At 71.6% G+C, this 24210-nt stretch carries 25 protein-coding genes; 14 read left to right on the top strand and 11 right to left on the bottom strand.

Annotated elements, in window-relative coordinates; genetic code table 11:
• Window positions 1–9 precede the first annotated feature (9 nt).
• A complete protein-coding gene (locus AB0O53_RS04280) occupies window positions 10–192 on the top strand; it encodes a DUF397 domain-containing protein (protein ID WP_365193177.1) in 183 nt (60 codons plus the stop codon).
• Here the strand turns inward: AB0O53_RS04280 and AB0O53_RS04285 are convergent, their stop codons facing one another.
• Window positions 193–1413, bottom strand: a complete 1221-nt coding sequence (locus AB0O53_RS04285) for a helix-turn-helix domain-containing protein (RefSeq protein WP_365193179.1) — start codon at window positions 1411–1413, stop codon at window positions 193–195.
• 161 nt (window positions 1414–1574) lie between these two features.
• On the opposite strand from AB0O53_RS04285, the gene AB0O53_RS04290 reads away from it, so the two are divergent.
• From AB0O53_RS04290 to AB0O53_RS04305, 4 genes are all read left to right on the top strand, one after another.
• Window positions 1575–1718 (top strand): albusnodin family lasso peptide, encoded by a 144-nt coding sequence (locus AB0O53_RS04290; protein ID WP_365193181.1) that lies wholly within the window; start codon window positions 1575–1577, stop codon window positions 1716–1718.
• A 72-nt stretch (window positions 1719–1790) separates the two neighbouring features.
• Window positions 1791–3602, top strand: a complete 1812-nt coding sequence (locus tag AB0O53_RS04295) for an albusnodin/ikarugamycin family macrolactam cyclase (RefSeq protein ID WP_365193183.1) — start codon at window positions 1791–1793, stop codon at window positions 3600–3602.
• 158 nt (window positions 3603–3760) lie between these two features.
• Complete coding sequence (locus tag AB0O53_RS04300) at window positions 3761–4165, top strand: lasso peptide biosynthesis B2 protein (protein WP_365193678.1); 405 nt, start codon at window positions 3761–3763, stop codon at window positions 4163–4165.
• The gene (locus tag AB0O53_RS04305; RefSeq protein WP_403136779.1) at window positions 4152–4727 is read left to right on the top strand and encodes a GNAT family N-acetyltransferase; all 576 of its coding nucleotides are present in this window, start codon (window positions 4152–4154) and stop codon (window positions 4725–4727) included. Before AB0O53_RS04300 ends, AB0O53_RS04305 begins: the two co-directional genes overlap by 14 nt.
• A 76-nt stretch (window positions 4728–4803) precedes the next feature.
• Here the strand turns inward: AB0O53_RS04305 and AB0O53_RS04310 are convergent, their stop codons facing one another.
• Window positions 4804–5013, bottom strand: coding sequence for a hypothetical protein (locus tag AB0O53_RS04310; RefSeq protein WP_365193185.1), 210 nt, complete (start codon window positions 5011–5013; stop codon window positions 4804–4806).
• A 234-nt stretch (window positions 5014–5247) separates the two neighbouring features.
• Between AB0O53_RS04310 and AB0O53_RS04315 the strand changes: the two genes are divergently transcribed.
• Both AB0O53_RS04315 and AB0O53_RS04320 read left to right on the top strand, forming a co-directional pair.
• Complete coding sequence (locus tag AB0O53_RS04315; protein WP_365193187.1) at window positions 5248–6372, top strand: DUF5937 family protein; 1125 nt, start codon at window positions 5248–5250, stop codon at window positions 6370–6372.
• A 305-nt stretch (window positions 6373–6677) separates the two neighbouring features.
• Window positions 6678–8231, top strand: coding sequence for a M28 family metallopeptidase (locus AB0O53_RS04320; protein ID WP_350989787.1), 1554 nt, complete (start codon window positions 6678–6680; stop codon window positions 8229–8231).
• A gap of 19 nt (window positions 8232–8250) precedes the next feature.
• Here AB0O53_RS04320 and AB0O53_RS04325 read toward each other — a convergent pair whose 3' ends face one another.
• Window positions 8251–9276, bottom strand: a complete 1026-nt coding sequence (locus AB0O53_RS04325) for an SAM-dependent methyltransferase (protein WP_350989789.1) — start codon at window positions 9274–9276, stop codon at window positions 8251–8253.
• 106 nt (window positions 9277–9382) lie between these two features.
• On the opposite strand from AB0O53_RS04325, the gene AB0O53_RS04330 reads away from it, so the two are divergent.
• Window positions 9383–10585, top strand: a complete 1203-nt coding sequence (locus AB0O53_RS04330) for a sensor histidine kinase (protein WP_365193189.1) — start codon at window positions 9383–9385, stop codon at window positions 10583–10585.
• Between the two features lie 17 nt (window positions 10586–10602).
• A complete protein-coding gene (locus tag AB0O53_RS04335) occupies window positions 10603–11286 on the top strand; it encodes a response regulator transcription factor (protein ID WP_350989793.1) in 684 nt (227 codons plus the stop codon).
• A 20-nt stretch (window positions 11287–11306) separates the two neighbouring features.
• On the opposite strand, the gene AB0O53_RS04340 is transcribed toward AB0O53_RS04335, so the two are convergent.
• From AB0O53_RS04340 to AB0O53_RS04350, 3 genes are all read right to left on the bottom strand, one after another.
• Window positions 11307–12038 (bottom strand): L-2-amino-thiazoline-4-carboxylic acid hydrolase, encoded by a 732-nt coding sequence (locus AB0O53_RS04340; protein WP_365193191.1) that lies wholly within the window; start codon window positions 12036–12038, stop codon window positions 11307–11309.
• A gap of 95 nt (window positions 12039–12133) precedes the next feature.
• The gene (locus AB0O53_RS04345; RefSeq protein ID WP_435886587.1) at window positions 12134–13579 is read right to left on the bottom strand and encodes a PH domain-containing protein; all 1446 of its coding nucleotides are present in this window, start codon (window positions 13577–13579) and stop codon (window positions 12134–12136) included.
• Window positions 13576–14088: a PH domain-containing protein gene (locus AB0O53_RS04350; RefSeq protein WP_350989797.1), complete on the bottom strand. Its 513-nt coding sequence runs from the start codon at window positions 14086–14088 to the stop codon at window positions 13576–13578. The genes AB0O53_RS04345 and AB0O53_RS04350 overlap by 4 nt, the downstream gene beginning before the upstream one ends.
• A gap of 31 nt (window positions 14089–14119) precedes the next feature.
• Between AB0O53_RS04350 and AB0O53_RS04355 the strand changes: the two genes are divergently transcribed.
• From AB0O53_RS04355 to AB0O53_RS04365, 3 genes are all read left to right on the top strand, one after another.
• Window positions 14120–15262 (top strand): NADH-quinone oxidoreductase subunit D, encoded by a 1143-nt coding sequence (locus tag AB0O53_RS04355; protein ID WP_350989799.1) that lies wholly within the window; start codon window positions 14120–14122, stop codon window positions 15260–15262.
• A 67-nt stretch (window positions 15263–15329) separates the two neighbouring features.
• Window positions 15330–15539: a hypothetical protein gene (locus AB0O53_RS04360; RefSeq protein ID WP_350989801.1), complete on the top strand. Its 210-nt coding sequence runs from the start codon at window positions 15330–15332 to the stop codon at window positions 15537–15539.
• A gap of 87 nt (window positions 15540–15626) precedes the next feature.
• Complete coding sequence (locus AB0O53_RS04365; RefSeq protein WP_350989802.1) at window positions 15627–16220, top strand: TetR/AcrR family transcriptional regulator; 594 nt, start codon at window positions 15627–15629, stop codon at window positions 16218–16220.
• Window positions 16221–16246: 26 nt separating this feature from the next.
• Here the strand turns inward: AB0O53_RS04365 and AB0O53_RS04370 are convergent, their stop codons facing one another.
• The 4 genes from AB0O53_RS04370 to AB0O53_RS04385 form a co-directional block, all read right to left on the bottom strand.
• Window positions 16247–17239, bottom strand: coding sequence for a hypothetical protein (locus tag AB0O53_RS04370; protein WP_350989804.1), 993 nt, complete (start codon window positions 17237–17239; stop codon window positions 16247–16249).
• Between the two features lie 97 nt (window positions 17240–17336).
• Entirely contained in the window at window positions 17337–18314 is a 978-nt protein-coding gene (locus AB0O53_RS04375) for an ABC transporter substrate-binding protein (protein ID WP_350989806.1), read from the bottom strand.
• Window positions 18315–18370: 56 nt separating this feature from the next.
• Window positions 18371–19039, bottom strand: coding sequence for an ABC transporter permease (locus AB0O53_RS04380; protein WP_365193194.1), 669 nt, complete (start codon window positions 19037–19039; stop codon window positions 18371–18373).
• 4 nt (window positions 19040–19043) lie between these two features.
• Complete coding sequence (locus tag AB0O53_RS04385) at window positions 19044–19742, bottom strand: ABC transporter permease (RefSeq protein WP_365193196.1); 699 nt, start codon at window positions 19740–19742, stop codon at window positions 19044–19046.
• A 150-nt stretch (window positions 19743–19892) separates the two neighbouring features.
• Between AB0O53_RS04385 and AB0O53_RS04390 the strand changes: the two genes are divergently transcribed.
• A complete protein-coding gene (locus tag AB0O53_RS04390) occupies window positions 19893–20855 on the top strand; it encodes an ABC transporter ATP-binding protein (protein ID WP_365193198.1) in 963 nt (320 codons plus the stop codon).
• Window positions 20856–20957: 102 nt separating this feature from the next.
• Here the strand turns inward: AB0O53_RS04390 and AB0O53_RS04395 are convergent, their stop codons facing one another.
• A complete protein-coding gene (locus tag AB0O53_RS04395) occupies window positions 20958–22067 on the bottom strand; it encodes an alpha/beta hydrolase (RefSeq protein ID WP_350989814.1) in 1110 nt (369 codons plus the stop codon).
• 152 nt (window positions 22068–22219) lie between these two features.
• On the opposite strand from AB0O53_RS04395, the gene AB0O53_RS04400 reads away from it, so the two are divergent.
• Window positions 22220–24070, top strand: coding sequence for a phosphatidylglycerol lysyltransferase domain-containing protein (locus AB0O53_RS04400; RefSeq protein ID WP_350989816.1), 1851 nt, complete (start codon window positions 22220–22222; stop codon window positions 24068–24070).
• Window positions 24071–24210: the final 140 nt, after the last annotated feature.

Raw genomic sequence — 24210 nt, forward strand, 5'->3', positions numbered from 1 at the left:
GAAGACCTCATGTCCGAGACCAGCTGGCAGAAGTCGTCCTACTGCGGCACTGGCGAGGCCTGCGTGCACGTAGCGACAGCCGGCCCCGACGAAGCCGTGAACGTATCCGGCAGCCCCGCCTCCGGCGACCCGTACCTGACCGTCTCCCGACCCGCTTGGTCGGCCTTCCTCCAGACGATCAAAACGGGCTAGCTAGTCCAGGACGGCCAGCGCGTCGAACAAGGCCCGCCCTTCGGGGGCACCGCGCCGCAGCAACAGGCCTGCCACGGTGTGCAATTCACCCCAAGCATGCGGCCGCCCCAGCTCCGCGGCATCGGGCACTGCCGCAAGCGCCGTCGTCAGCGCTGCTTCGGCCTCACCGAAGCCGGCGTGGGCGTGTGCCAGACAAGCGCCGTACCAGGCCCGGTCACGGCGGTATGTGGGATCGAGCCCGGCGAGGCCCCTCGACAAGTTCTCCACCGCGCTGCGCCACCGGCTCAGGTGCAGGTCGGCCATGCCCCTCTGAGCCGAGAACCAGGACTCACCGTAGAAGTAGAGCCACGGCGGAGCATCGGTGGCAGCCGCAATGATCCGTTGAGCCTCATCGAGCCTGCGGTACGCCTCGTCGCCCTCGCCCACCAGGGCGTGCCCTCGTCCGGCCATCTGCACCGCCATGGCCCTGGTCGCCTCGCTCGCGCCGGCCGTCGAAGCAGCCGCCTCGCCGAGCCGCACGCAGCGCAGCCCGTTTCCTCCGGACCACGCCAAATGAGCCTTCATGCTCATCGTGGTTGCCGCCATGTCTCCATAGCCCGACTCCAGCGCCCAGTCGTAGGAGCGGTCGAACCAGCCCAGCGCCACCGGGGCGTTGTCCTGATCCTGAGCCATCCAAGCGAGGAACTGCGCGTACTCGGCCATCACCTTCACCAGACGGTCTGCCAGCGGACCACAGGCCTGACCGTAGAGTCCTGCCACCTGCTGGAATTGCGCGGCCACCACGCCGAACATCGCGCGCGAGCCGAGCGTGTCCTCCGCCCTGCGATGCGCTGCCAGTAAGCCTTCCAGGGAATCCAGCGAGGCTGCGTCCAGACGGAGTCGGCCCTGTTTGATGCGCATCAGCCGGTCGAACGCCGTCTCGGAGATGACTCCGGGCAGTACGAGCGAGGGCATGGGCAACTCCTCGACCACACCACCGAGCAGCTCGGTCGGCACGCGCAGTCCTTCAAGGATCCTCTGGCGCACCTCGACCGACGTCACCGCTCGACGCCGGTTCTCAATCGCCGAGACATCTGGTTGGGCCAGGCCCACCAGCGCGCCGAGCTTGCTCTGGCTGTTGCAGGTCAACGTCCGCCACGTCCGCAGCACCGCCGACCAGTCCCCCACCGCCACAGCAGCACGCAAACCAGGGTGTGCCCACACGTCCAGGTTCGGCTCCATGCCCGCAATATAGGGCGGCCCTATAGGACGCGGCAGTGGATCGGTTCGTACGGCGAAGGCCATGGTGTGAACGGGCGGAGGCGGCGCATCGGATCACGTCGGCACGAGCGATGCCAGGTGCCGTCACGTACCACTCGAACCCGACCGAGAGGAGCACCACCATGAGCGCCGGCCATGAGGCGAACAACACCACCGAAACGGCTGAAGAGACGGCGACCGCCGTCGACCTGGGCGACGCCGCCGACCTGACCGCGGGCCAGGGCGGCGGCAACAGCGAGGACAAGCGGCGGGCCTACAACTCCTGACATTCACCCGTCGAGCGCGGTTCCGGCCTTCGGTCCGGGGCCGCGTTCGCCTCTCCAGACCCGGAGGACCCCATGCCCGTCGGAGGATTCAGCACCACCCGCCCCGGCCTCCCGCACCCGCTCGGCGCAGAGGCTGTCACGCCTTCATCGTCCCTGTGGCGAATCGGTGGGATGCCTGTGCGCACCGCGCTGCGCCCCGGCAGACGCGTCCACATCATCGGTCCGTGCGGAGCAGCCGGTGAGGCGGTGCAGGATCTCACGCACCGGCCCTTACCCCCTGGGGTGGCCTGGCAGTGGCCGGGGGCCTACGCGGTCCTGGAGGAGACGGAGCAGGGCTTGGTACTCCACACCGATCCAGCCGCCGCAATGCCCCTCTACGCGGTCATCTGGGGTCGCACGTGGGCCTGGTCCACGTCAGCCCGCCACCTCGCCGCGCTGGCGGGCAAAGACATCGACACGAAGCGTCTGGCGTGTGCCGTGCTCGCTCCGTCCCTGCCGATGCTGGCCGGCGACCGCTGCTTCTTCACCGACGTCCGCCAGCTCCCTCCCGGTAGCCGTGTCGCACTCCCCGCGAACGGCGGCCCCTCCACATGCAGCACCGTATGGCGTCCCGACCCTTTCACCGGTCCGCCTCCGGCCCTGCGTCTGCGCAACGCCCTGACCGCGTCGGTAAGGCTCCGCGTACAGGCCGACCCGGCACTGTCCAGCGACCTCTCGGGCGGGCTGGACTCCACCACACTCTCCGTCCTCGCCTCCCGGGCGATGCTCAACCCGATCAACGGCGTCACCATCCACCCCCAGGACATCCTGGACGGCGCAGACCTCCACTACGCACGCCTCGCCGCCGAAGCGTCCCAAGGCCGCATCCGCCACCAGCTCCTCGCACTCGGCGACGAGCACCGTCCGTACACCGGTCTCGCGGACGTCCCCGTGACGGACGAACCAGCCCCCTCCACGATCACGCAGGCACGTCTGCGAGCCCAACTCCGTTGGATGCACACCGCGCTCGGAACACGCACCCACCTGACCGGCGACGGCGGGGACAGCGTCCTCTTCCAACCCCCCGCCCGCCTTGCGGACCTCGTCCGTGAGCACCACTACGGCCAGGCGCTACGAGAGGCAACGGGATGGGCCCGACTGCGCCACACCCCTGTCGCCCCTCTGCTGCGCGACGCCGCCCGTATGGCCGCCACCACGCGGGAACAGGCTCTGTCCGGACTTGCCGCAGCCCTGAACAGCGGTGACAGGGAGCGTCGGAACCGAGGAAACATCGAATGGTTCTCCACCTTCCCATCGCCTCGGTGGGCCCTCCCTCCTGCCGTGCGGCTCCTCAACCGGACCGTCGAGGAATACGCTGCCGCTCCTGACCCCCTGCCAGGTCTGGACGCCTCGGTACGCACGCTCGTGGACGAGATCAGGGAAGTGGCACGCACCGCGGCGGCCGACGCCGAGCTGGCCCGCACCTGCGGGATCGACCTGCACAACCCGTTCCTCGACTCGTTCGTGGTGGACGCGGTACTGCGGACTCCACTCACTCAACGCCCACCGCTGTACGCCTACAAGCCACTGCTGACCAGGGCTTTCGCGGACGTCCTGCCTCCCGCCCTCACGGCCAGGACGACAAAGGGGTCGTTCGAGGCCGATCACTACAACGGGCTGCGCGCGGCGCTTCCCGAACTCCTCGACGGTGCAGGCACGAACCTGGCCGCGCTCGACCTGATCGACGGTCGGCGCTTCCGTGAGCAGGTCCGCCAGGCCGCCGCCGGGGTGCCGATGCCTCTCGCGACGATCGAGCAGGCGCTGACGGCCGACGCCTGGCTGTGCGCCATCGCCAGATCACCCGAACCCGAGTGGATCCTGCCCACCCACAGGAAGGTGGCGTGATGGAAAGGTCCGTGGACTTCGGACACGTCCAGGTGGTCATCGACTACGACACCGGGCGCGTCCACTGCCTGATCCCTGCCGACCTCGGTCCCAGTACCGCGTCCAAGGCGAGCTGGGGCAGCGCCGAGCACCCCGCCGGCCTCACCGCGCCGCGCGGAATGTGGCGACCTGCCGCTGCCGCTTCCCTCGCTGCCGTCTCCCTCATCAAGGCGGCAGGAAGCCGGGAGACTGCACTACGGCGAATCGCAGGGGCCATGCACACGGCCACGTCGACAGCCAGGACTCCTGCCACACACGCGCAGGCGGCGTCAGCCGTCCGCGCCGTCCGCCGCGCCGCCTGGTTCTCCCCCGCCCGGACCGCCTGCCTGGAAGAATCCGCAGCTGTGGTACTCCTGCTCGCCTTGGGGCGCCGGTCCGTCATCTGGTGTCACGGTGTCGCCCCGGACCCGGTAAGGCTGCACGCGTGGATCACCACCGCCGACGGAATCGCCGTAGCCGAACCTGCATCGACCAGCGCCTACACGCCCGTCCTCACGATCGGAGACCACCGTGACACAGCTTGAACCGACGCTGTGGATCGCCACCGAGACCTGCGGGCTCGGGCCCTATCGGGCCGACCTCATCGAGACGTACTGGGCGTGGGAGCAGGACCCTTCGCTGCTGGTCGGGTACGGCCGCCAAGTCCCCGAGTCCCTGGAAGCGCGGGCCGAGGGCATGGCACACCAGCTCCGCGGCTCGAACGTACGTTTCACGGTCTACGACCTGGCCGGCGAAGAGCCTATGCCGGTCGGCGTCACCACCCTGCTACCCGACGACGCCGTACGGACAGCCGAGTTCGTGATCATGCTCAGCAAGGAGGCCCGCGGCCGGGGTCTGGGCACCGAGGCCACTCGCCTGACCTTGGACTACGCCTTCCACATCACCAACCTGCGCATGGTCTGGCTCAAGGTATTGGCGCCCAACACGGCCGGGATCACGGCCTACGAGCGAGCCGGATTCCAGCGGGCCGGGACACTGCGCGAGGCCGGGTACTGGCTGGGCGAGGTCTGCGATGAGGTGATCATGGATGCGCTGGCCCGCGAGTTCTCCGGCCCCTCCACGGTCAAAGCGCTGTTCGGGCGTTGACCTGCCCCACGCGCTGGACGGCCTGGCACCCATCGGCAGCCACCGTCCGGAAGTCACTGGTCACTCGAGGCACGGTTCAGCACGGGTGCGGGCGGGTCAGCATCCGGCGCAGGGCGGCCCGCCAGGGGTGGCGGGCCTCGCCGCCGTCCAGGACGGCCTGGAACTGCTCGTAGGAGCGGACCGCGCGGACGACGGCCACGTCGTCGCGCCCGGGCGGCGGGGGCATCGGGACCCCGTGCTGGGACGCGCGGTAGGTGTCGATGAGGTACTGCTCGATCGCTGTCATGACTCCACCCTCACCCCGTCGGCCCCGTCCCGCACGACGGTTGACGTTCCCCGTCAATCGTCCTGCCGGAAAGCGCCCGCGGGGCCGCCGGGAGCAGGGCCGCGGGGGCGGTCGCGCGCCGGCCGTGATCACTCGTCCGGCGGCCCGGCCGGGGCCCGCGCGGCCACCCGTACGGCGGGCGCCGGACGCCCGGGCCGGACGCCCCCGACGTGCGGGAACGGACAGAATGGGGCGATGAGCGTCACCATCGACATCGCCGGGCTCCCCCGTGAGCGGATCACCTTCGCGCCCTCCCCGCTCGCGGAGCTCTGCATGGCCCTGCACGCTCTGTCGCAGCCCGCGCACCATCCGCGGCTCGCCTCCTGGACCACCGCCACGTCCGCCTCGCTCGATCCGTGTCTCGCGGACCGCCTGCTGGAGGCCGACTTCATGTGGCGCAGTTCCTTCTCCGACATCTTCATGGCCTTCGCGGGGGTCCCCGGCGGGTCCGGGCGGCCGGCCGCGACGCTCGCCGAGGAGCTCGACGTGGTGGACCGGCTGGACGACGAGCGGTTCGTGGGGGCAGCCCTGGAGCACTGCCGGATGGGGCTCTACAACGAGGGCGGCGGGCCCTCGCCGCTGAAGGACGCGGGCGCCCGGGCCAGGGCGCTGGAGGCGGCCGCCGCCCGCGGCCCGCACCAGCTGGCCTTCTCCCTGCGGCTGCTCGACGACACCGCCGCCGTGCGGGTGTGGTTCCGGCGGCTCCTGGAGGACTGCGACGAGGCGTTCTTCGCCGAGACGTGGAAGCGACTGGAGCCCGGGCAGAGCGCGGACGCCCGGCGCAAGGGCGAGCTGCTGCGCCGCAAGGGGCTGCCGGCCGCGCTGAAGGACGTCTCGACGGCGCTGGGCGTCGACGAGGGCCTCACCACCGTCACCGCCGACAAGATGGTCCACGGCACCACCACGGCCACCGATCCCCGAATAGGCGGCGGCCTCGTCTTCGTACCGACCGACTTCGGCTGGCCGCATCTGCTGGTGCTGCACGCACCGGGGTGGCGGCCGGTGGTCCACTACCCGCTCGACACCCCCGGGCCGGCCTCCGTGCCGGGCTCGGTGGAGCTGCTCCAGCGGCGGATGGAGGCACTGGCGCACCCGATGCGGATGATGCTGTGCCGGAGTCTGGCCCGGGCCCCGTACACGACGAGCGAACTGGCGAACGTGTACGGGATCACCGCGCCGGAGGTGTCGCGGCACCTGGCCGTCCTGAAAAGGGCCGGTCTGATGCATACGCGAAGGCAAGGTCGTTATGCCCAGCACCAGTTGGATCTGGGTGCTGTCGCCCGCATCGGCTCCGACTTCATCGAGGGCATCCTCCGGTAGGCCCTCCGGCAGGGCGAACCGGCAGGCAGATGGCTGGATTTGACCGGCCCAGATTCACCGATATACGGAATTCATAAACCGAAATCAGCGAAAACTCTGGCCATGATGGCCACTTGCTGTCTAACGTGCGCTCACTGTTCCCCCACGTAACGCGCACCGCGTCCCCAGGACCGGCCTGCCGCGTTCCGCCGCGCCGTGCCCGCTCCGCCTCGTCGTGCCCAGCTACGCCTGCCCTGCACCGAACCGAACTGAACCGCATTGCACCGCATTGCCCAGCTCTGCTCGCCTGTCGTGGAAGGATCTTCATGCCCTCACGCCGTATAGCCGCAGCAACCGCCGCCCTGGCAGCCGCGGCCCTCGTCTCGCCCCTGCTGCTCGCCGGACCGGCCGGTGCCACCGGGAGCCCGCAGAGCGACGCCGCCAAGGCGGACGCGCTGGCCCGGAAGCTGGTCAAGGACGCGACCGGCAAGGGAGCCTTCAACCACCTCAAGGTCCTGCAGTCGATCGCCGACTACAACAACGGCAACCGGGCGGCCGGGTCCAAGGGCCACGAGCAGTCGGCCAAGTACGTCGAGGCCGTGATGAAGGCGGCCGGCTACACGGTCACGCGCAACGAGTTCGACTTCGTCTTCGTCGAGACCATCGAGGAGAAGCTCACGGTCAACGGGGCGAACGGGCGCGACGTCCCGATCCACCTGATGACCTACACGGCGAACTCCCCCGAGGGCGGTGTGACGGCCCCGGTCGCCGTCGCCCCGGTCGACGCGGACGGGACCAACGGCTGCGAGCCCGGTGACTTCGCCGCCGGCGCCTTCACCGGCAAGATCGCCCTGGTCAAGCGCGGCGGCTGCACCTTCGCGATCAAGCAGCAGAACGCGGCGGCCGCCGGTGCGGTCGGCGCGGTCATCTACAACAACACCGCGGGCGCCCTCAACGGCACCATCGGCGACCCGGCCGCGGGCAAGGTCCCCACGGGCGGCATCACCCAGGAGGACGGCGAGAAGCTGGCCGCCGAGGCCGCCGCCGGCCCGGTCGAGCTCACCCTCGACATCCGCGAGCTGCGGGAGAACCGCAAGACCTTCAACGTCATCGCCGAGACCAAGGGCGGCGACGAGAACAACACGGTCTTCCTCGGCGCCCACCTCGACTCGGTCGCGGCCGGCCCGGGCATCAACGACAACGGATCCGGCTCCGCCGGCATCCTCCAGGTCGCCCAGCGGCTCGCGAGCGAGCAGAAGAAGATCAAGAACAAGGTCAAGTTCGCCTGGTGGTCGGCGGAGGAGTTCGGCCTCCTCGGCTCCGAGGCGTACGTCGGCGGCCTGACCGACGCGCAGAAGAAGCAGATCAAGCTCTACCTCAACTTCGACATGATCGGCTCGCCGAACGCCGCGTACTTCGTCTACGACGGCGACGACTCGGACGGCGTCGGAGCGGGCCCCGGCCCGGAGGGCTCCGCCCAGCTGGAGAAGGGGATCACCGACTTCCTCGACTCCAAGAAGATCCCGCACGCGGGCACGGACTTCTCCGGCCGCTCGGACTACGGCCCGTTCATCGAGGTCGGCATCCCCTCCGGCGGCACCTTCACCGGCGCCGAGGGCATCAAGACGCCCGAGGAGGCCGCGAAGTTCGGCGGCCAGGCCGGTGTCGCCTACGACGTGAACTACCACGGCGCGGGTGACGACATCACCAACATCGACCAGAAGGCGCTCGACATCAACGTCGACGTCATCGCGGACGCGGTCGGCCACTACGCCTGGGACCTCGCCCCGCTGTCGAAGCCGGTCGTGTCGCAGCCGACCCCCGGCGGCAGCGGCGGTGGCGGCGGTCTGCACACGGGCCACGACGAGGTCACGCAGTAGCCTCCGGCCGTAGCGCGTGTCATGAGTGAGGAGGGGCCGGATCCCGATCGGGGTCCGGCCCCTCCCCCGTGTCCGCCGCCGGCCAGGGCGGCACGCCCACCGGCTGGACCAGCCAGCCGAAGGCGCCCAGGCCGGAGCGGGAGGTCAGCTCCGCCGCCTCACCGGCCGAGGCCAGCGCCCGTACGTACGCCACCGGGTCGGAGGAGGCCAGGGCGAGCGGGGGCCGGGCGCCCGAGACCCCGAGGGCGGTCAGGGCCTCGCGCTGGCTCAGCAGCACCGATCCCGGCCCGGCGCAGGCGTCCAGCGCCACGTGGGCGGTGACGTCGCAGCTGCCGTCCGGGACCGCCGCGACCTCCCGGCCGCCCCGGAAGCCCGTCAGGGTGCCGAACGGGGGCCGGGCCCCGCGGGTGTGGGCGTAGTCCACCGCCACCGCCAGACCCCGCTCCAGGCGCCCGGCGGCCGCCGCCCAGGCCTCGTCGCGCGTACGGCCGATCTCCGCGCGCCCGCCGTCCGGCCACCACCGCTCCAGCCAGGCCCGGTCGGCGTCCTCCAGCGGGCCGCCGCGGCTCTCCGTACCGTCCGGCGCGACCAGGACGTAGTGCCCGTCCTCGGCGACGTCGAGGGGGACGTTGTCCAGCCATTCGTTGGCGAAGAGCAGCCCGGTCACGCCCTCGGGCACCTCCGCGGTCCAGCGGATCCGCGCGTCGAGGCCCTCGGGCCGCCCGGCCCGTTCCACGGCGTACGGGCGCACGCGCGCGGCCGTCTGCGCATCCAGCGCGGCGAGCACCCCGGACAGCAGCTCCGCCCGCCCGGCCCCCACGTCGACGAGGTCGAGCTCGCGGGGCCGCCCGAGCTCCGCGTCCACCCACCGCAGCAGCCGGGCCACGGCCCGCGCGTACAGGGCGGAGGCGTGCACGGAGGTACGGAAGTGGCCGGCCGGACCGGGGCCCGCCGGGCGCACGTAGAAGCCGCCCGGCCCGTACAGCGCGGCGTCCATCGCACTGCGCCACCGGACCGCGGCAGCGGGTTCACCAGGAGTGCTCATCACCGAAGGCTATGCTCACCCTCCACCTTGGGGAGTATGTCCCCGGTGTCAGGTTCGGACCTCTGGTTGACTCCAGCACCTATCACCGTTCCCTACTCTGGGTTACGTGCAGCGCCTCTACGACTTCCTCCGCAGACACCCGACGGGCGTCGACAGCTTCTGGGCTGTGCTCTTCTTCGGGGTCTCGATGCTGAACGTCACGGGCGAGCCCGACATCAGCCAACCCCTGAAGATCGCCGCCGTCCCGGTGGTGATCGCGCTGAGCACGGCCCTGGCCCTGCGCCGCAAGTGGACGCAGGCGATGTTCTGGCTCACCCTCGGGGCGGGCCTGCTCCAGCTGCTCGCCGGGATCGTCGCGGGCTTCTACGACATCGCGATGTTCGTGATGCTCTACACGGTCGCCGCGAGCGAGGTCCCGCGCTGGGTCTCGCGCACCGCGCTGGGCTGGGGGCTGGTGGCCGCGCCGCTGTACTTCCTGCGCTACGGCGTGGACAAGGGCACCAACGACGTCGACAACGTCCTCTTCGCCGTCTTCATGATCGTCCCCTTCGTCCTGGCCTGGGTGCTGGGCGACTCCCTGCGCACCCGGCGGGCCTATTACGCCCAGCTGGTCGAGCGCAACCAGCGGCTGGAGAAGGAGCGCGAGGCCCAGTCCAAGGTGGCCGTGGCCGCCGAGCGCGCCCGGATCGCCCGCGAGCTGCACGACGTCGTCGCGCACAACGTCTCGGTGATGGTGGTCCAGGCGGACGGCGCCGCGTACGTGATGGACGTGGCCCCCGAGCAGGCCAAGGAGGCCCTCCAGACCATCTCCGGCACCGGCCGCCAGGCCCTCGCCGAGATGCGCCGGCTGCTGGGCGTGCTGCGCACCGGCGAGCCGCAGGAGTCCGAGGACTACGTGCCGCAGCCCGACGTCGAGCAGATCGAGGTCCTGGTCGAGCAGGTGCGGGCGGCCGGGCTCACGGTGGACTTCGAGGTCGAGGGCGCCCCGCGGCAGCTGCCCAGCGGCGTCGAGCTGACGGCGTACCGGATCGTGCAGGAGGCCCTGACCAACACCCGCAAGCACGGCGGCCCCGACGCGAGTGCCAGCGTCCGCCTGGTCTATTTCGACGACGGGCTCGGGCTGCTCGTCGAGGACGACGGCCGGGGCGCGGCCCACGAGCTGTACGAGGACGGCGGCGCGGACGGCGCCGGACACGGGCTGATCGGCATGCGCGAGCGGATCGGTATGGTCGGCGGAACCCTGGAGGCGGGGCCGCGGCCCGGTGGCGGCTTCCGGATCAGCGCACTGCTGCCCCTGAAGAAGAAATGACGAGGACGAGGTAACTGATGTCCATCCGAGTGATGCTGGTCGACGACCAGGTCCTGCTGCGCACCGGCTTCCGCATGGTGCTCGCCGCCCAGCCGGACATGGAGGTCGTCGCCGAGGCCGGTGACGGCCTGGAGGCGCTGGAGGTGCTGCGGGCCACGAAGGTCGACGTGGTGCTGATGGACGTCCGCATGCCGCGGCTCGACGGCGTCGAGGCGACCCGGCGGATCTGCGAGCCGCCGGAGCACCCGAAGGTGATCATCCTGACCACCTTCGACCTGGACGAGTACGCCTTCTCGGGCCTGAAGGCGGGCGCGAGCGGCTTCATGCTGAAGGACGTGCCGCCGGCCGAACTGCTCGGCGCCATCCGCTCGGTGCACAGCGGGGACGCGGTGGTGGCCCCCTCCACGACGCGGCGCCTGCTGGACCGCTTCGCGCCGATGCTGCCGACGACGACGCAGGAGCCGGAGCACAAGGAGATCGAGCGGCTGACCGAGCGCGAGCGCGAGGTCATGCTGCTGGTGGCGCAGGGCCTGTCGAACGGCGAGATCGCGGCGCGGCTGGTGCTGTCGGAGGCGACGGTGAAGACCCACGTGGGCCGCATCCTGACCAAGCTGGGCCTGCGCGACCGCGTCCAAGTGGTGGTCCTGGCCTACGAGACGGGCCTGGTCCGCGCGGGCGGCGGGGCCGGCCAGGGGATGTGAGGCGGGCGCCGCGGCGGCCCTCAGCCGCCCCGCTCCCCGCCGTCGCCGAACCGCGTCTCCAGCGCGTCGCCGTAGCCGTCCAGGGGGTCGTCGGTCTCCAGGACGGCGAAGCGGCAGCTGCTGTCGCCGAGTGACAGCAGGGAGGTGCGCTCGGCGCGCAGTCCGCTGACCGCGGGGTCGATCGCCTTCATGAAGTTCACGTCGAAGGCGCACATCACCGTCGTGACGGGCGTGGCGTCGTGGCGGGCGAAGAAGTCGCGCCAGAAGCAGCGCCGGACGTTCATCTCGAAGAGCCCCGGCTCCGGGCGCCGGAAGTCGAACTCGAAGCGGGCGGGGTAGAGCTTCACCATCACGCGGCAGGTCTTCTCGATCTTGTCGAGCGGTTCGTCCCTCTCGTTGAGGGCCGAGAAGGCCATGTCGTAGGGGCGTCTGAGCACCGGGGTCATCGCGTGCTGGAGATAGCGGATCGTGCGGTTGCGGTCCCCGCCGAACAGGGGCAGCAGGGTCTCGAAGGCGGCGAGCACCACCGCGCCGATCAGCAGCGCGCCCTTCGACGGTCCGTCGGTGGCCAGGTCCTCGTCCGCGGCGGCGATCTCCTTCGACCGCGCGCGGATCGCGTCGATCAGCTCGTCCTCGCGGTCGGGCGCCACGTGGTGGAGGTGCTTGCGGACCTCGCCCAGGAACCTGCGGGGCATGACCCGGCCCATCAGCCAGTGGGCCTCCGCTGCGATGGCCTTGTCGATGGCATTCACCACGTCACCCTGCACGCCGCTCCCCCGACATTGCGGAAAAAGCGTACTGCCGGGACCCACCGGCGGCCACCCGGCGGGCCTCAGGTCTGCGGGCCTCAGGCCTGCGGGTCGGAGCCGGCCATCCAGCGGTCCGGGCGGGCGCTCGCGCGGGAGGTGTGGGAGCGGGCGGCCTGCTCGTGCAGGAGCCGCGCGGCCTCGGAGGCCTCCCGCAGCCGGGCGGTGACCGTGGCGTTCGCGCCGGTGTCCACGTGGACGTCGGCGACGCCGCGGGCCCGGGCCCACGGGCCCTGGGAGAAGCGGACGCTCTGCACCTTGGCGTGCGGGACGATCTCCGTACGCCGGCACAGGCGGCCGTGCCGGGCGGCGAACACCTCGGGGGAGAGCGCCAGGGCGTAGCCCTTCCACCACACCGGGACCACCCAGCGCGATCCGGTGTCCGGGGAGCCCGAGAAGGACAGGCCCGCCAGGTCCACCCCGGGCAGGACGCGGGCGATGACGGCGTACGCGGCGGCCCGGGAGGCCACCGGCACCAGGACCTCGTTCTTCGACCCGGCCACGGCCAGCTCCACGCGGACCCGGTCGCTGCGCCGCCACAGCAGCGGCTCCACGATCCGTACGGTCTGCACGCGGCCCGGCGGCACGGTCTCGTGGGCCCGGTCCAGCATCCCGTGGTCCAGGCGCAGCCCGTCCGGGGACTCGGCGACCCGCCAGTCGTACTCGGTGAGGAAGCGGCCGACGGTGGCCGCCCAGACCCCGCCCAGCATGGGGAGCAGGGTGACGACGGCCGCCCACGGGCTGGAGCTGATCCACCACACGAAGAACGGTGCGACGATGCCGCCGGCCAGCGCGGCCCAGACGCCGAGGCTGAGCGCCAGCGACACGGCGAGCTCGCGCGGGGTCACCCGCAGCAGTTCGCGCTGCGGGGCCTCGCCGAGACGCACCGCCTCCTCGGGGGCGAAGCCGGCGGCGCGGGCGAGGAGCTCGGCGCGCAGGGCGACGGCCTCCTTCTCGCCGAGGAAGGACAGCTGGTCCTTCTCCTCGGTGCCGATCACGTCGAGCCGCAGGCTGGCGACTCCGGTCAGCCGGGCCAGTAGCGGCCGGGTGACGTCCACGGCCTGCAGCCGGTCCAGCCGGATGTGCGCGGTACGGCGGAAGAACAGCCCGGTGCGGATGCGCAGTTCGGTGTCGGTCACCGCGTAGTGGGTGAACCACCAGCTCAGGAACCCGTACACGCCGAAGACCAGGACCACGCCGACCAGGGTGGCCAGCCGCAGGACCGTGGACAGGTCCGCCACCCAGCGGGCCGCCCGGTCGCCCTGCTGGGCGAGGACGCCGACGGTAGCGGCGATCGGCACCCAGGCGCGGCGCAGCGGTGTGAAGGGGTGCAGCCGGCGCTCGGCCGGGCCCGGCCCGCCGGGCTCCCCCGCGGCGCCGCCCGCCGGCCCGGGAGCACCCGGCCCGGCTCCGGCCGGACCGGAAGCCCCGGGCCCGCCCGCCGGCCCCGGGGCACCCGGCCCGTCGCCCTCCCGTCCGGGGGTCACAGGCCCGCCGACCTTGCCTCGCCGAGGGCGGCGAGGCGGTCCCGCAGCCGCTCCGCCTCGGCCGGCACCAGCCCGGGGATCCGGGCGTCGGTGGCCGCCGCCGCCGTGTGCAGCTGGAGGGAGGCCAGGCCGAAGCGCCGCTCCAGCGGTCCCGAGGTGACCTCGACGAGCTGCATCCGGCCGTAGGGGACCACGGTCTGCTCCCGCCACAGCACCCCCCGGCTGATCAGCAGGTCGTCGGCGCGCTCGGCGTACCGCCAGGACCGCCAGTTGCGGCCGATGAGCACCCAGCCCCAGGCCCCCGCGGCGAGCCAGAACGCTCCCGCCGCCGCCCACGCCGGCCCCACGAGCAGGCCGAGCAGCAGCCCGGTCGCCACCGCCAGCAGGCAGCACCAGCCCACGAGCAGCGTCCGCCGCAGGGTGAGCAGCCCGCCCGGCAGCCCGACCCAGCCGGGCTCGGCCGTCCCGCCGCCGGGCCCGCCCGTCCCACCCTTCGTCCCCGTATCCATCCCCCCAGCGTAGGGCTGAGACAATGCCCGCATGACGGAGACCACGGTCGGCATCGGCGGAGCGGCGGAGAGCACCGACATGGTGCTCAACATCGGCCCCCAGCACCCTTCCACGCACGGCGTGCTGCGCCTGCGCCTCGTCCTGGACGGCGAGCGGATCGCCAGCGCCGAACCGGTGGTCGGTTACATGCACCGCGGTGCCGAGAAGCTCTTCGAGGCCCGTGACTACCGGCAGATCGTGATGCTCGCGAACCGCCACGACTGGCTGTCGGCGTTCTCGAACGAGCTCGGCGTGGTCATGGCGGTCGAGCGGATGCTCGGCATGGAGGTGCCCGAGCGGGCCGTGTGGATGCGGACGCTGCTGGCCGAGCTGAACCGGGTGCTGAACCACCTGATGTTCCTCGGGTCGTACCCGCTCGAACTGGGCGGCATCACCCCGATCTTCCACGCGTTCCGCGAGCGCGAGGAGCTCCAGGCCGTCATGGAGGAGATCTCCGGCGGCCGCATGCACTACATGTTCAACCGCGTGGGCGGCCTGAAGGAGGACCTCCCGGCCGGCTGGCTCGGCCGGGCCCGCGCCGCGATCGCGGACGTCCGCACCCGGATGGACGTCTACGACAAGCTGGTCCACGGGAACGAGATCTTCCGCGGCCGCACCCGCGGCGTCGGGGTGCTGTCCGCGGAGGCGGTGCACGCGTACGGGGTCTCCGGCCCGATCGCCCGTGCCTCCGGCGTCGACTTCGACCTGCGCCGCGACGAGCCGTACCTGGCCTACGGCGAGCTCCAGGACGTGCTGAAGGTGGTCACCCGCACCGAGGGCGACTGCCTGGCCCGCTTCGAGTGCCTGCTGGAGCAGACCCACAACTCCCTCGACCTCGCCGTGGCCTGCCTGGACCGGATGGACGACCTCCCGCCGGGTCCGGTCAACCAGCGCCTGCCCAAGGTCCTGAAGGCGCCGGAGGGCCACACCTACGCCTGGACCGAGAACCCGCTCGGCATCAACGGCTACTACCTGGTCTCCAAGGGCGAGAAGACCCCGTACCGGCTGAAGCTGCGCAGCGCCTCCTACAACAACATCCAGGCGCTGGCCGTGCTGCTGCCGGGGCAGCTGGTCGCGGACATGGTCTCGATCCTCGGCTCGCTCTTCTTCGTCGTCGGCGACATCGACAAGTAGCCGCAGGGCGACCCCGGCCGACCGGGCGGTCCTGCCGATGTCGGTGCGGCAGGGCAGACTTGGCGGCATGTCCCACTCCCCCCGCCGGGCCTGCCCCGCCTGCGGCCGCGACTGCGCCGTCACCGCGGGCCGCATCGCCCGCCACGACCCGCCCTCCTCCCGCGGCGACCTGGTGTCCTGCCCCGGATCCCGGGCCCGGGTGGTGCTCGGCGCCTCCGCGCCGACGCTGGACGGCTTCGTCCTGTCCGAAGTACCGGGACAGCTGCCGCTGTTCTGAGCCGCCGCCCGCGGCCCGCGCCGGGGTGACACAGGCGGCACCGAGCTAGAACGAGCGCTCTATCCATTCTCGGGGTAGGATCCGGCCATGGCAGCGACAGGGACGAAGACAGAGCTGGGGACGCGCGAGCGGCTGGTGCGCACCGCGTCCCGCCTCATGCAGCACGGCGGCTACGAGAACACCCCGGTCAAGCAGCTCGTCCGCGAGGCGGAGGCCACCCTGGGCTCGCTCTACCACTTCTTCCCGGGCGGCAAGCAGGAACTGGCGGTGGCCGCGATCCACTTCGGCGACGAGGAGTTCGCCGCGCTCCTGCGCGCGGGGCTCGACGCCCGCCCGGACCCGGCGGAGGCGGTCGAGGCCGTCACCGGCCTGCTCGCGGAGGCCCTGGAGGCGTCCGACTGGCGCGACGGCTGCCCGGTGACGGCCACCGCCCTGGAGACGGTCGGCCGCCTCCCCGACCTGCAGGCGGCCTGCGCCCGGGCCTTCGCCCACTGGCAGGAGCTGGTGGCCGCCAAGCTTTTGGCGTCCGGCCACCCCGAGCAGGAGGCCCGCGACCTGGCGATCACGGTGGTCAACACCCTGGAGGGCGCGGAGATGACCGCGCAGGTCACGCAGAGCCGGACCCCGCTCCTGGTGGCGGGCCGGCACCTGGCCCGGCTGGTGGCCTCCTACCGCCCCTGACCGGCGGGAGCCCCTGACCGGCGGGGCTAGGAGATCGCGGTGCGCAGGCGCACCACGTCGATCGGCTCGGTCTCGTCGTGGGCCGTCAGGTCGATGACCTGGCCCACCGCGCGGGTCTCGTCGGTCGGCGGCTTGAACTCCGGCTCGGTGCTCGGCTGCGCGGACTCCGCCTTGTGCACGGCGAGCGCCTCGGCGCCCACCACGTCGGCCAGGTCCTCGTTCTGGACCGCCTCGATCGCCGCACGGGCCTGCGCCGAGTTCTTGGTGCCGAAGAAGTCGAAGCCGCCCTCGACGCGGGAGGCCGTGCGCCGCTGGGCCGCGTACGGGGCCACGGCGGCCGCCGGGCGGCGGGCCGGGACCGAGGTGGCGGCGGTGGCCACGGGCAGCTCGCCCACGGCCCGTGCCTTGGGCAGCGCCCGCTCCTGCGCCTTGCGGGCCAGCGCCGCCATGGCCGCGTGGGCCCGGGCGTAGCCGACCGAGGTGGGCGCGCCCGCCGAGGTGCGCTCCTCGGAGACGGCCGGGAGCTGCTTGGGATCGGCCGGAGCCGCGGCCGACGAGGCCTCGATGGCCAGCAGCCGGCGCTTCTCCAGGGCGCTGGCGCGCTCGGTCTCGGCCGTGGCGTACCGGCGCAGCAGCGCCGCGTGCTCGCCCCGCAGGCCCGCCAGTTCGACGCGCTTGGCGCGCAGCTTGGCGTCGAGCCTGGCCCGCAGCATCCGGGCCTCTTCGAGGTCGGACTCCAGCTCGGCTATGCGCTCGTCGGTGCGCCACTCGTCCTTGACCCGCTCGCGGGCGAGTTCCGCGACCCGGCGGCCCGCACTGCGGTCCCAGGCGCGCATCACGACGGCGGCGGCGATCCCGGCGGCCGCGGCGAGCGCCACGAGCAGCCTCAGCGCGGTCGCGTCGTCGGGGCCGGCGAGCAGCCAGGCGGCGCCGGCGCTGGTGACGGATACACCGGCAACGGCCGTCGGCGTGAGCAGCCGGTGCAGGGGTTCGGGATTGCGGTGGCGTCCACGGGGCATGGCCTGAAATTTACAGGGCGTAGAGGTCGTGTGGGGTACCCACCCGGCAATCTGTTCCCGGGCAGTTACCCCACATTTCTCCATCAACCAGTAGGCACTACTTCTTCACGAGGCCCTTGGACTCCAGATAGGCCTTCGCGACGTCGGCCGGCTTGGCGCGCTCGGCGTCCACCTTGCGGTTCAGGTCGACCAGGTCGGCGGTCGTGAGCGCCTTGGTCAGCTTCTCGAGCGCGGCCGCGACCTCGGGCGCCCCGGCGTCCTTGGCGTTGACCACCGGCAGCACGTTGTCGGCGTTCTGGAGCTTCTTGTCGTCCTCCAGCAGGACCAGGCCGAAGGTGTCCAGGGTGGCGTCCGTGGTCGTGGTGAGCACGAGCTGGTCGACTCCGTCCTTGACCGCCTGCTTGGCCTGCGGGGTGCCGACGCCCTTCGGGTCAATACCGGAAACTTGAATTCCGTACGTCTTGGTCAGTCCCGGCCCGCAGAAGGGGCGGACCGAGCATTCGTCGCCCGCCGCGATCTTCACCTTCAGCCCCGACTTACCAAGATCGGAAAGGGACTTGAGGTTGTTCTTCTCGGCGAATTCCTTGGTCACCGCGAATGCGTTCTGGTCGACCGCCGAGCCCGCGGGCAGCACCTTGAGCCCGAGCGGCGCCGCGAGCTTCTCCAGGCCCGCCACCGTCGCGGCGACGTCGCTCGACGCGACCGGCTTCTCCTCGGGCGCCTTCGGCCCGTTCACCTTGGCGTTCAGGAACTCCGCGAGCGTGGCCGCGTACTCCGGGACGACGTCGATCTCGCCCTTCTCCAGCGACGGCTCGTACAGCTCGCGGTTGTTGACCGTCTTGACGGACGTGCTGTAGCCCGCGTCCTTCAGGACCTGCGCGTACAGCTCCGCCAGCACGTTCGACTCGGTGAACCCGGCCGCGCCGATCACCAGGCTGCCCTTGCCCTCCGCGGCCGGAGCGGCGGCGCCGCCGTCCTTGCTCTTCTCCAGGCTGTCACCGCCGCACGCGGCCAGCGACACCGTCAGGGCCAGGGCGCCCAGGGACGCGCCGAGGACGCGCGTGGTCTTGGTCATGGAGTAGCTCCGTTCTCACCGTTCGAAAAAAGGGGGGGACGTGCATCGGACGTGGATCAGCGGTGGGCGCCGGCCCGGGGCAGCAGCCGGTCCGCCGCCACCAGCACGCCCTCCACCAGCAGGGCCAGGGCGGCCACGAGCAGGGCCCCGGCGACGACCTGCGGGGTGTTGTAGGTGTTGAAGCCGGCGGTGATGATCCGGCCGAGACCGCCCTGCCCGACCATGGCGGCGATCGTGGCGGTGGCGATGACCTGTACGGAACCCGAACGCAGCCCGGTCATCACCAGGCCGCGCGCGAGCGGGAGTTCCACCCGCCAGAAGAGCTGCCCGCCGGACATGCCCATGCCGCGGGCGGCCTCCACCACCGAACGGTCCACCTCGCGCATGCCGACGTAGGCGTTGGTCAGCAGCGGCGGGACGGCGAACAGCACGAGCGCGGCCACCGTGGGCAGGTACCCCGCGTTGCGCAGCGGGGAGACCATGAAGAGCGCCAGCACGGCGAAGACGGGAACGGCCCGGCCCATGTTGGAGACGTTGACGGCGAGGGTGCCGCCCCGGCCGAGGTGGCCGAGGTACAGGCCGACCGGCAGCGCGATCGCGCAGGCGATCGCCAGGGCGATCCCGCTGACGTAGACGTGCTCGCCGAGCCGGTGCCAGACGCCGTTCTCCCCGGACCAGTTGGCACCGTTCGCGAGCCAGTCCCAGGCTCCTGTCACCGCACCCATGCCCTCAGGCCCCCTTACCCCGGCCGGAGGGCCGGCCGCCGGCCCGGGTCCACGGCGTGAGCAGCCGCTGCAGGCCGAGCAGCAGCAGGTCCGCGACGAGCGCCAGCAGCACGCACAGCACCGAGGCGGTGAGGACCTGCGCCTTGAAGGAGCTGCTCACCGCGGGCGCGATGAGGTTGCCCAGGCCGCCCTTGCCCACGATGGAGCCGACCGTGGTCAGCGCGATCGTCGAGACCGTGGCGATCCGTACGCCGGCCAGCAGCGCGGGCAGCGCCAGCGGCAGTTCCACCTGCCACAGCAGCCGCCCCGGCCCGTAGCCCATGCCGCGCGCGGCCTCCCGCACCTCCTCGGGGACGGCCTCCAGGCCGGCCAGCGCGTTGCGGACCAGGATGGTCAGCGAATACAGCACCAGACCGGTCACGACCAGCGCCGCCGAGAGCCCGAAGACGGGCAGCAGCAGGGAGAACATGGCCAGCGAGGGGACCGTGTAGAGCAACGTGGTGAAGGTCAGCACGGACGCCGACCAGCGCCGGCCGCGCCGGGCCAGCAGGGCGAGCGGCACGGCCACGACCAGGCCGATCAGGACGGACACGCCGGTGATCCACACGTGCTCGACGGTGGCGTCGGTGAGTTCCCGGGAGCGGGAGGTGACGTAGTCCCAGCAGATCCAGTCGTTCGCCACCAGGCAGTTCTGTCCCGCCACGCGCCTCACCCCCCGTCCTCAAACGTACACATGCTCGATCGTCCGGCCTCGAACGACCCTAACCTCCATCACCGCCCGTGGCCGGAATCCTTCGCACGGGGGCAACACGCCCTTCACATTCGGGCGCCGCCGGTGAGGAAAGATGGGTCCGTGATCCGATTCGAGCATGTGACCAAGCGCTACCCCGACGGGACGACGGCCGTCGAGGACCTGTCCTTCGAGGTCGCGGAGGGAGAGCTGGTCACGCTGGTCGGACCGTCCGGCTGCGGCAAGACGACCACGATGAAGATGGTCAACCGGCTCATCGACCCGACCTCCGGCCGGATCCTGCTCGGCGGCGAGGACATCGCGGCCGCCGACCCGGTCGAGCTGCGCCGCCGCATCGGCTACGTCATCCAGCAGGTCGGGCTCTTCCCGCACAAGACCGTGCTGGAGAACACCGCGACCGTGCCGCAGCTGACCGGCACCCCCAGGGCCGCGGCCCGCGCCCGCGCGGCCGAGCTGCTCGAACTGGTCGGACTGGACCCGTCGGTGTACGGGAGCCGGTACCCGGAGCAGCTGTCGGGCGGGCAGCGCCAGCGCGTCGGCGTGGCCCGCGCGCTGGCCGCCGATCCGCCGGTACTGCTGATGGACGAGCCCTTCGGCGCGGTGGACCCGGTGGTGCGCGAGCGGCTCCAGAACGAGTTCCTGACCCTGCAGAAGACCGTCCGCAAGACGATCCTGCTGGTCACGCACGACCTGGAGGAGGCGATCCGGCTCGGCGACCGCATCGCGGTCTACGGGACGGGCACCATCGAGCAGTTCGACCGCCCGGCGGCGGTGCTCGGAGCCCCGGCCACCCCCTACGTGGCCTCCTTCGTCGGCGCCGACCGGGGGCTCAAGCGGCTCGCCGTCACCACCCTGGGGGCCGACGACCTGGCACCGGCCGACGGAGCCGCGCCCGGCGCCTCGGTGGAACTCGGCGCGACGCTGCGCGAGGCGCTCGCCGCACTGCTCCAGGAGGACTCGGGCCGGATCGGCGTCACGGACCCGGACACTGGCGAGCTGGCCGGCGTACTGACGCCCGAGGGCGTCCACCGGGCGCTGCGCCGCGCCGAGTTGCAGGACGCGTGAGCGGGCGGCGGGCATGAGGAGGCGGGCATGAGGAGGCGGGCATGAGAAAGGGGCCCGACCTGCCGGTCGGACCCCTGCTCCTGCCGTCGCACCGCACGGCCGTCAGGCCTGGATGCGGCCGCTCATCCACACCAGCATCGGCGGGATCTCACGGCGCCACGTGTTGAAGTTGTGGCCGCCGCTGTCGAGGATGATGGACGAGACCCGGTCCGGGCCCTGCACCTTCTTGATGAACTTCTTGGTGTCCGCGAGGTTCGGCTCGCCCTTCTCGCTGCTGGTGACGAGGAAGGACGTACCGGCCGGCTTCTTGTTCTCCATGACGTGCAGGATGTCCGCGCGCTTCTTCAGCTTCTCGTCGCCGTGGAAGAGGTCGCCGGTCGTCGGGTCGTCGGGAGCGTCGTAGTACGCGGACAGACCCGCGGCGGCACCGAAGGTCTGCGGGTAGTGCGCGGCGATCTTCAGGGCGCAGTAGCCGCCCGTGGAGTTGCCGATGAAGCCCATGTTCTCGGGCTTCTTGCCGACCCGGAAGGTGTCCTGGATGGCCTGCGGGAGGTCCACCCCGAAGAAGGTCTCGGTCTGCGGGCCACCGGGGATGTCGACGCACTCGGTGTCGCGCGGCGGCGCCACCGTCGGGCGCAGCATGACCAGGATCATCGGCTTCATCTTGCCCGACTTGGACAGGCTGAAGGCCTTCATCGGGTAGTCGAGCCCTTTGATCAGGTTCTCGGCGGTGCCCGGGTAGCCGGTCAGGACGACGGACGCCGGAAAGTTCTCGTCCTTGTGCTGCGGCTGGAAGTACTCCGGCGGGAGCCACACGTAGCCGGGGCTCGTTATCTTCGACTTCTGCCCGGATATGGCGACCTTCAGGATCTGACCGCCCACCTGGGGCTTGGCACCGCCGGGCACGTCCAGCTTCTGCTTGTCGACGACCTTGATGTCCTTGCTGCTCATCGAGTGGTCGACGACCTTGCCCATGGACGTCTCCTGGCCGAACAGGTCGGCCCAGGAACCGTAGAACAGGAAGGACTTGTTGGCCGCGAGCCCCACGGCCGAGAACAGCGCCAGCTGGGTCGCCAGCAGGAGCCCGACACGGCCGGCGAACGCACGCCAGGTGCGGCCGGAGAGCTTCGGCCAGAACCAGATGGTGGCCGCGAACAGCAGCACACCGGCGAGGACGGCCAGCGCCAGGACCGTATTACTGGTGAGACCCATGAGCAGTCAGTCGACTTTCTGATGGCAGGACTGGAAATTTCCGACGGAAGAGTGAACCCGCTGTCCGTCGATGTCGTCCTAAGGGACGCACCACACACCGGAGGCTGTCGCGGCCTTCGGCCACATGATCTCTCGCGGAGCAACGGGAAGCGATGTCTAGCAGGATAGATGGCGATAAGTCGGGACAGGTTCCGAGCAGGGTCCGCCGAATCCTCCGAGGTCCACAGCCGGAGGCGGTGCCCGGCCTGGTAGGTACGGCCGTCATGATCGTCGGCCTTCTGGACATCGCGGCGGGTGTCTTCCCGCGCTTCCGGCACAGCCGGATCCACGCGGTCACCGAGGTGCTGCCGGGGTCCCTGGGCCCGTTCGCGGCCGCCATGTCCATCAGTGCGGGCGTCCTGCTCCTGCTGCTCGCCCACGGCCTCAAGCGGCACAAGCGGCGCGCCTGGCGGGCCGCCGTCGTCCTGCTGCCCGCGGGCGCGGCCGCGCAGTTCACGTACCGCCACTCGATCATCGGCGTGGTCATCGCTGCGGTGCTCCTCGCGCTGCTCCTGCGCCACCAGAGTGAATTCAAGGCGCTGCCGGACCCGCGCAGCCGCTGGAAGGCGCTCGCGAACTTCGTCCTCATGAGCGCCGGTTCCATCGGCCTGGGCCTGGTCATCGTCAACGTCCACCCGGGCAAGGTCGTCGGCAACCCGGGCCTGTACGAGCAGATCACCCACGTCGTGTACGGGCTCTTCGGCTTCGAGGGCCCCGTCGACTACGCCGGCCGGGTCTCCTGGACCGTGGGCTACTCCCTCGGCGCCCTCGGCATGCTGACCGCCCTCACCACCATCTACCTGGCCTTCCGCCCCGAGCACCCGGCCGCCCGACTCACCGTCGACGACGAGGGCAAGCTGCGCGAGCTGCTCGCCAGGCACGGCGGCCGCGACTCCCTCGGCCACTTCGCGCTCCGCCGCGACAAGGCCGTCGTCTTCTCCCCCAGCGGCAAGGCCGCCGTCACCTACCGCGTCGTCTCCGGCGTGATGCTCGCCTCCGGCGACCCGATCGGCGACGTCGAGGCGTGGCCGGGCGCGATCGAGCGGTTCATGGAGGAGGCCAAGGCCCACTCCTGGACCCCGGCCGTCATGGGCTGCAGCGAGACCGGCGGCGAGGTCTGGACCCGCGAGACCGGTCTCGACGCCCTGGAGCTGGGTGACGAGGCGATTGTCGATGTCAAAGACTTCTCCCTCTCGGGCCGAGCCATGCGCAATGTCCGCCAGATGGTGAAGCGCATCGAGCGCAACGGCTACACCACCAAGGTCCGCCGGGTCAGCGAGCTGACCGAGCAGGAGCTGGAGCAGGTCCGCGGCGCGGCCGAGGCCTGGCGCGGCACCGACACCGAGCGCGGCTTCTCGATGGCCCTGGGCCGGGTCGGCGACCCGGGCGACGGCGACTGCTTCATCGCCACCGCGCACCGCGTCGAGGAGGGCGACACCAGCCCCTTCGGCGACCTGAAGGCCATCCAGCACTTCGTGCCGTGGGGCAAGGACGGCATGTCGCTGGAGCTGATGCGCCGCGACCGCGGCGCCGACCCCGGCATGAACGAGCTGCTGATCGTCGCCTCCCTGGAGGCCTCCCCGGCCCTCGGCATCGAGAAGGTCTCCCTGAACTTCGCGATGTTCCGCTCGGCGCTGGCCCGCGGCGAGAAGATCGGCGCCGGTCCCGTCCTGCGGATGTGGCGCAGCCTGCTGGTCTTCCTCTCCCGCTGGTTCCAGATCGAGTCGCTGTACAAGTTCAACGCGAAGTTCCGCCCCCGCTGGGAGCCCCGCTTCGTGGTCTTCCGCACCACCCGCGACCTGCCCCGCATCGGCTTCGCGGCGATGCAGGCCGAGGGCTTCGTGACGCTGGCCCTGCCGCGCCTGTTCGCCAGCCGCCGCCGTCCCAAGCCGGTCCGCACCTGCTCGCACAACCTGGTGGCGGCCGTCCCGAAGCAGGCCGAGCGCGAGGTCCAGGCCGCGTAGTCCCGCCCTTCCCGCGACACCCCCGAAGGCCCGGCCGGTCCCCCCGGCCGGGCCTTCGGCGTACCCGGGCCGGGCCTTCGACGTACCCCGGCGGGGTCCCGCGGACCGGCCGGGGCGGGTGCGGTGAGCGTCACCGGACC

Origin of the sequence: Streptomyces erythrochromogenes (assembly GCF_040684695.1) — a bacterium.
Lineage (GTDB): Bacteria > Actinomycetota > Actinomycetes > Streptomycetales > Streptomycetaceae > Streptomyces > Streptomyces erythrochromogenes_C.

Coding starts and splice junctions, on each gene's coding strand:
- AB0O53_RS04280 (WP_365193177.1), top strand. CDS start 10: ATGTCCGAGACCAGCTGGCAGAAGTCGTCCTACTGCGGCACTGGCGAG.
- AB0O53_RS04285 (WP_365193179.1), bottom strand. CDS start 1,413: ATGGAGCCGAACCTGGACGTGTGGGCACACCCTGGTTTGCGTGCTGCT.
- AB0O53_RS04290 (WP_365193181.1), top strand. CDS start 1,575: ATGAGCGCCGGCCATGAGGCGAACAACACCACCGAAACGGCTGAAGAG.
- AB0O53_RS04295 (WP_365193183.1), top strand. CDS start 1,791: ATGCCCGTCGGAGGATTCAGCACCACCCGCCCCGGCCTCCCGCACCCG.
- AB0O53_RS04300 (WP_365193678.1), top strand. CDS start 3,761: ATGTGGCGACCTGCCGCTGCCGCTTCCCTCGCTGCCGTCTCCCTCATC.
- AB0O53_RS04310 (WP_365193185.1), bottom strand. CDS start 5,013: ATGACAGCGATCGAGCAGTACCTCATCGACACCTACCGCGCGTCCCAG.
- AB0O53_RS04315 (WP_365193187.1), top strand. CDS start 5,248: ATGAGCGTCACCATCGACATCGCCGGGCTCCCCCGTGAGCGGATCACC.
- AB0O53_RS04320 (WP_350989787.1), top strand. CDS start 6,678: ATGCCCTCACGCCGTATAGCCGCAGCAACCGCCGCCCTGGCAGCCGCG.
- AB0O53_RS04325 (WP_350989789.1), bottom strand. CDS start 9,276: ATGAGCACTCCTGGTGAACCCGCTGCCGCGGTCCGGTGGCGCAGTGCG.
- AB0O53_RS04335 (WP_350989793.1), top strand. CDS start 10,603: ATGTCCATCCGAGTGATGCTGGTCGACGACCAGGTCCTGCTGCGCACC.
- AB0O53_RS04350 (WP_350989797.1), bottom strand. CDS start 14,088: ATGGATACGGGGACGAAGGGTGGGACGGGCGGGCCCGGCGGCGGGACG.
- AB0O53_RS04355 (WP_350989799.1), top strand. CDS start 14,120: ATGACGGAGACCACGGTCGGCATCGGCGGAGCGGCGGAGAGCACCGAC.
- AB0O53_RS04360 (WP_350989801.1), top strand. CDS start 15,330: ATGTCCCACTCCCCCCGCCGGGCCTGCCCCGCCTGCGGCCGCGACTGC.
- AB0O53_RS04365 (WP_350989802.1), top strand. CDS start 15,627: ATGGCAGCGACAGGGACGAAGACAGAGCTGGGGACGCGCGAGCGGCTG.
- AB0O53_RS04370 (WP_350989804.1), bottom strand. CDS start 17,239: ATGCCCCGTGGACGCCACCGCAATCCCGAACCCCTGCACCGGCTGCTC.
- AB0O53_RS04375 (WP_350989806.1), bottom strand. CDS start 18,314: ATGACCAAGACCACGCGCGTCCTCGGCGCGTCCCTGGGCGCCCTGGCC.
- AB0O53_RS04380 (WP_365193194.1), bottom strand. CDS start 19,039: ATGGGTGCGGTGACAGGAGCCTGGGACTGGCTCGCGAACGGTGCCAAC.
- AB0O53_RS04395 (WP_350989814.1), bottom strand. CDS start 22,067: ATGGGTCTCACCAGTAATACGGTCCTGGCGCTGGCCGTCCTCGCCGGT.
- AB0O53_RS04400 (WP_350989816.1), top strand. CDS start 22,220: ATGTCTAGCAGGATAGATGGCGATAAGTCGGGACAGGTTCCGAGCAGG.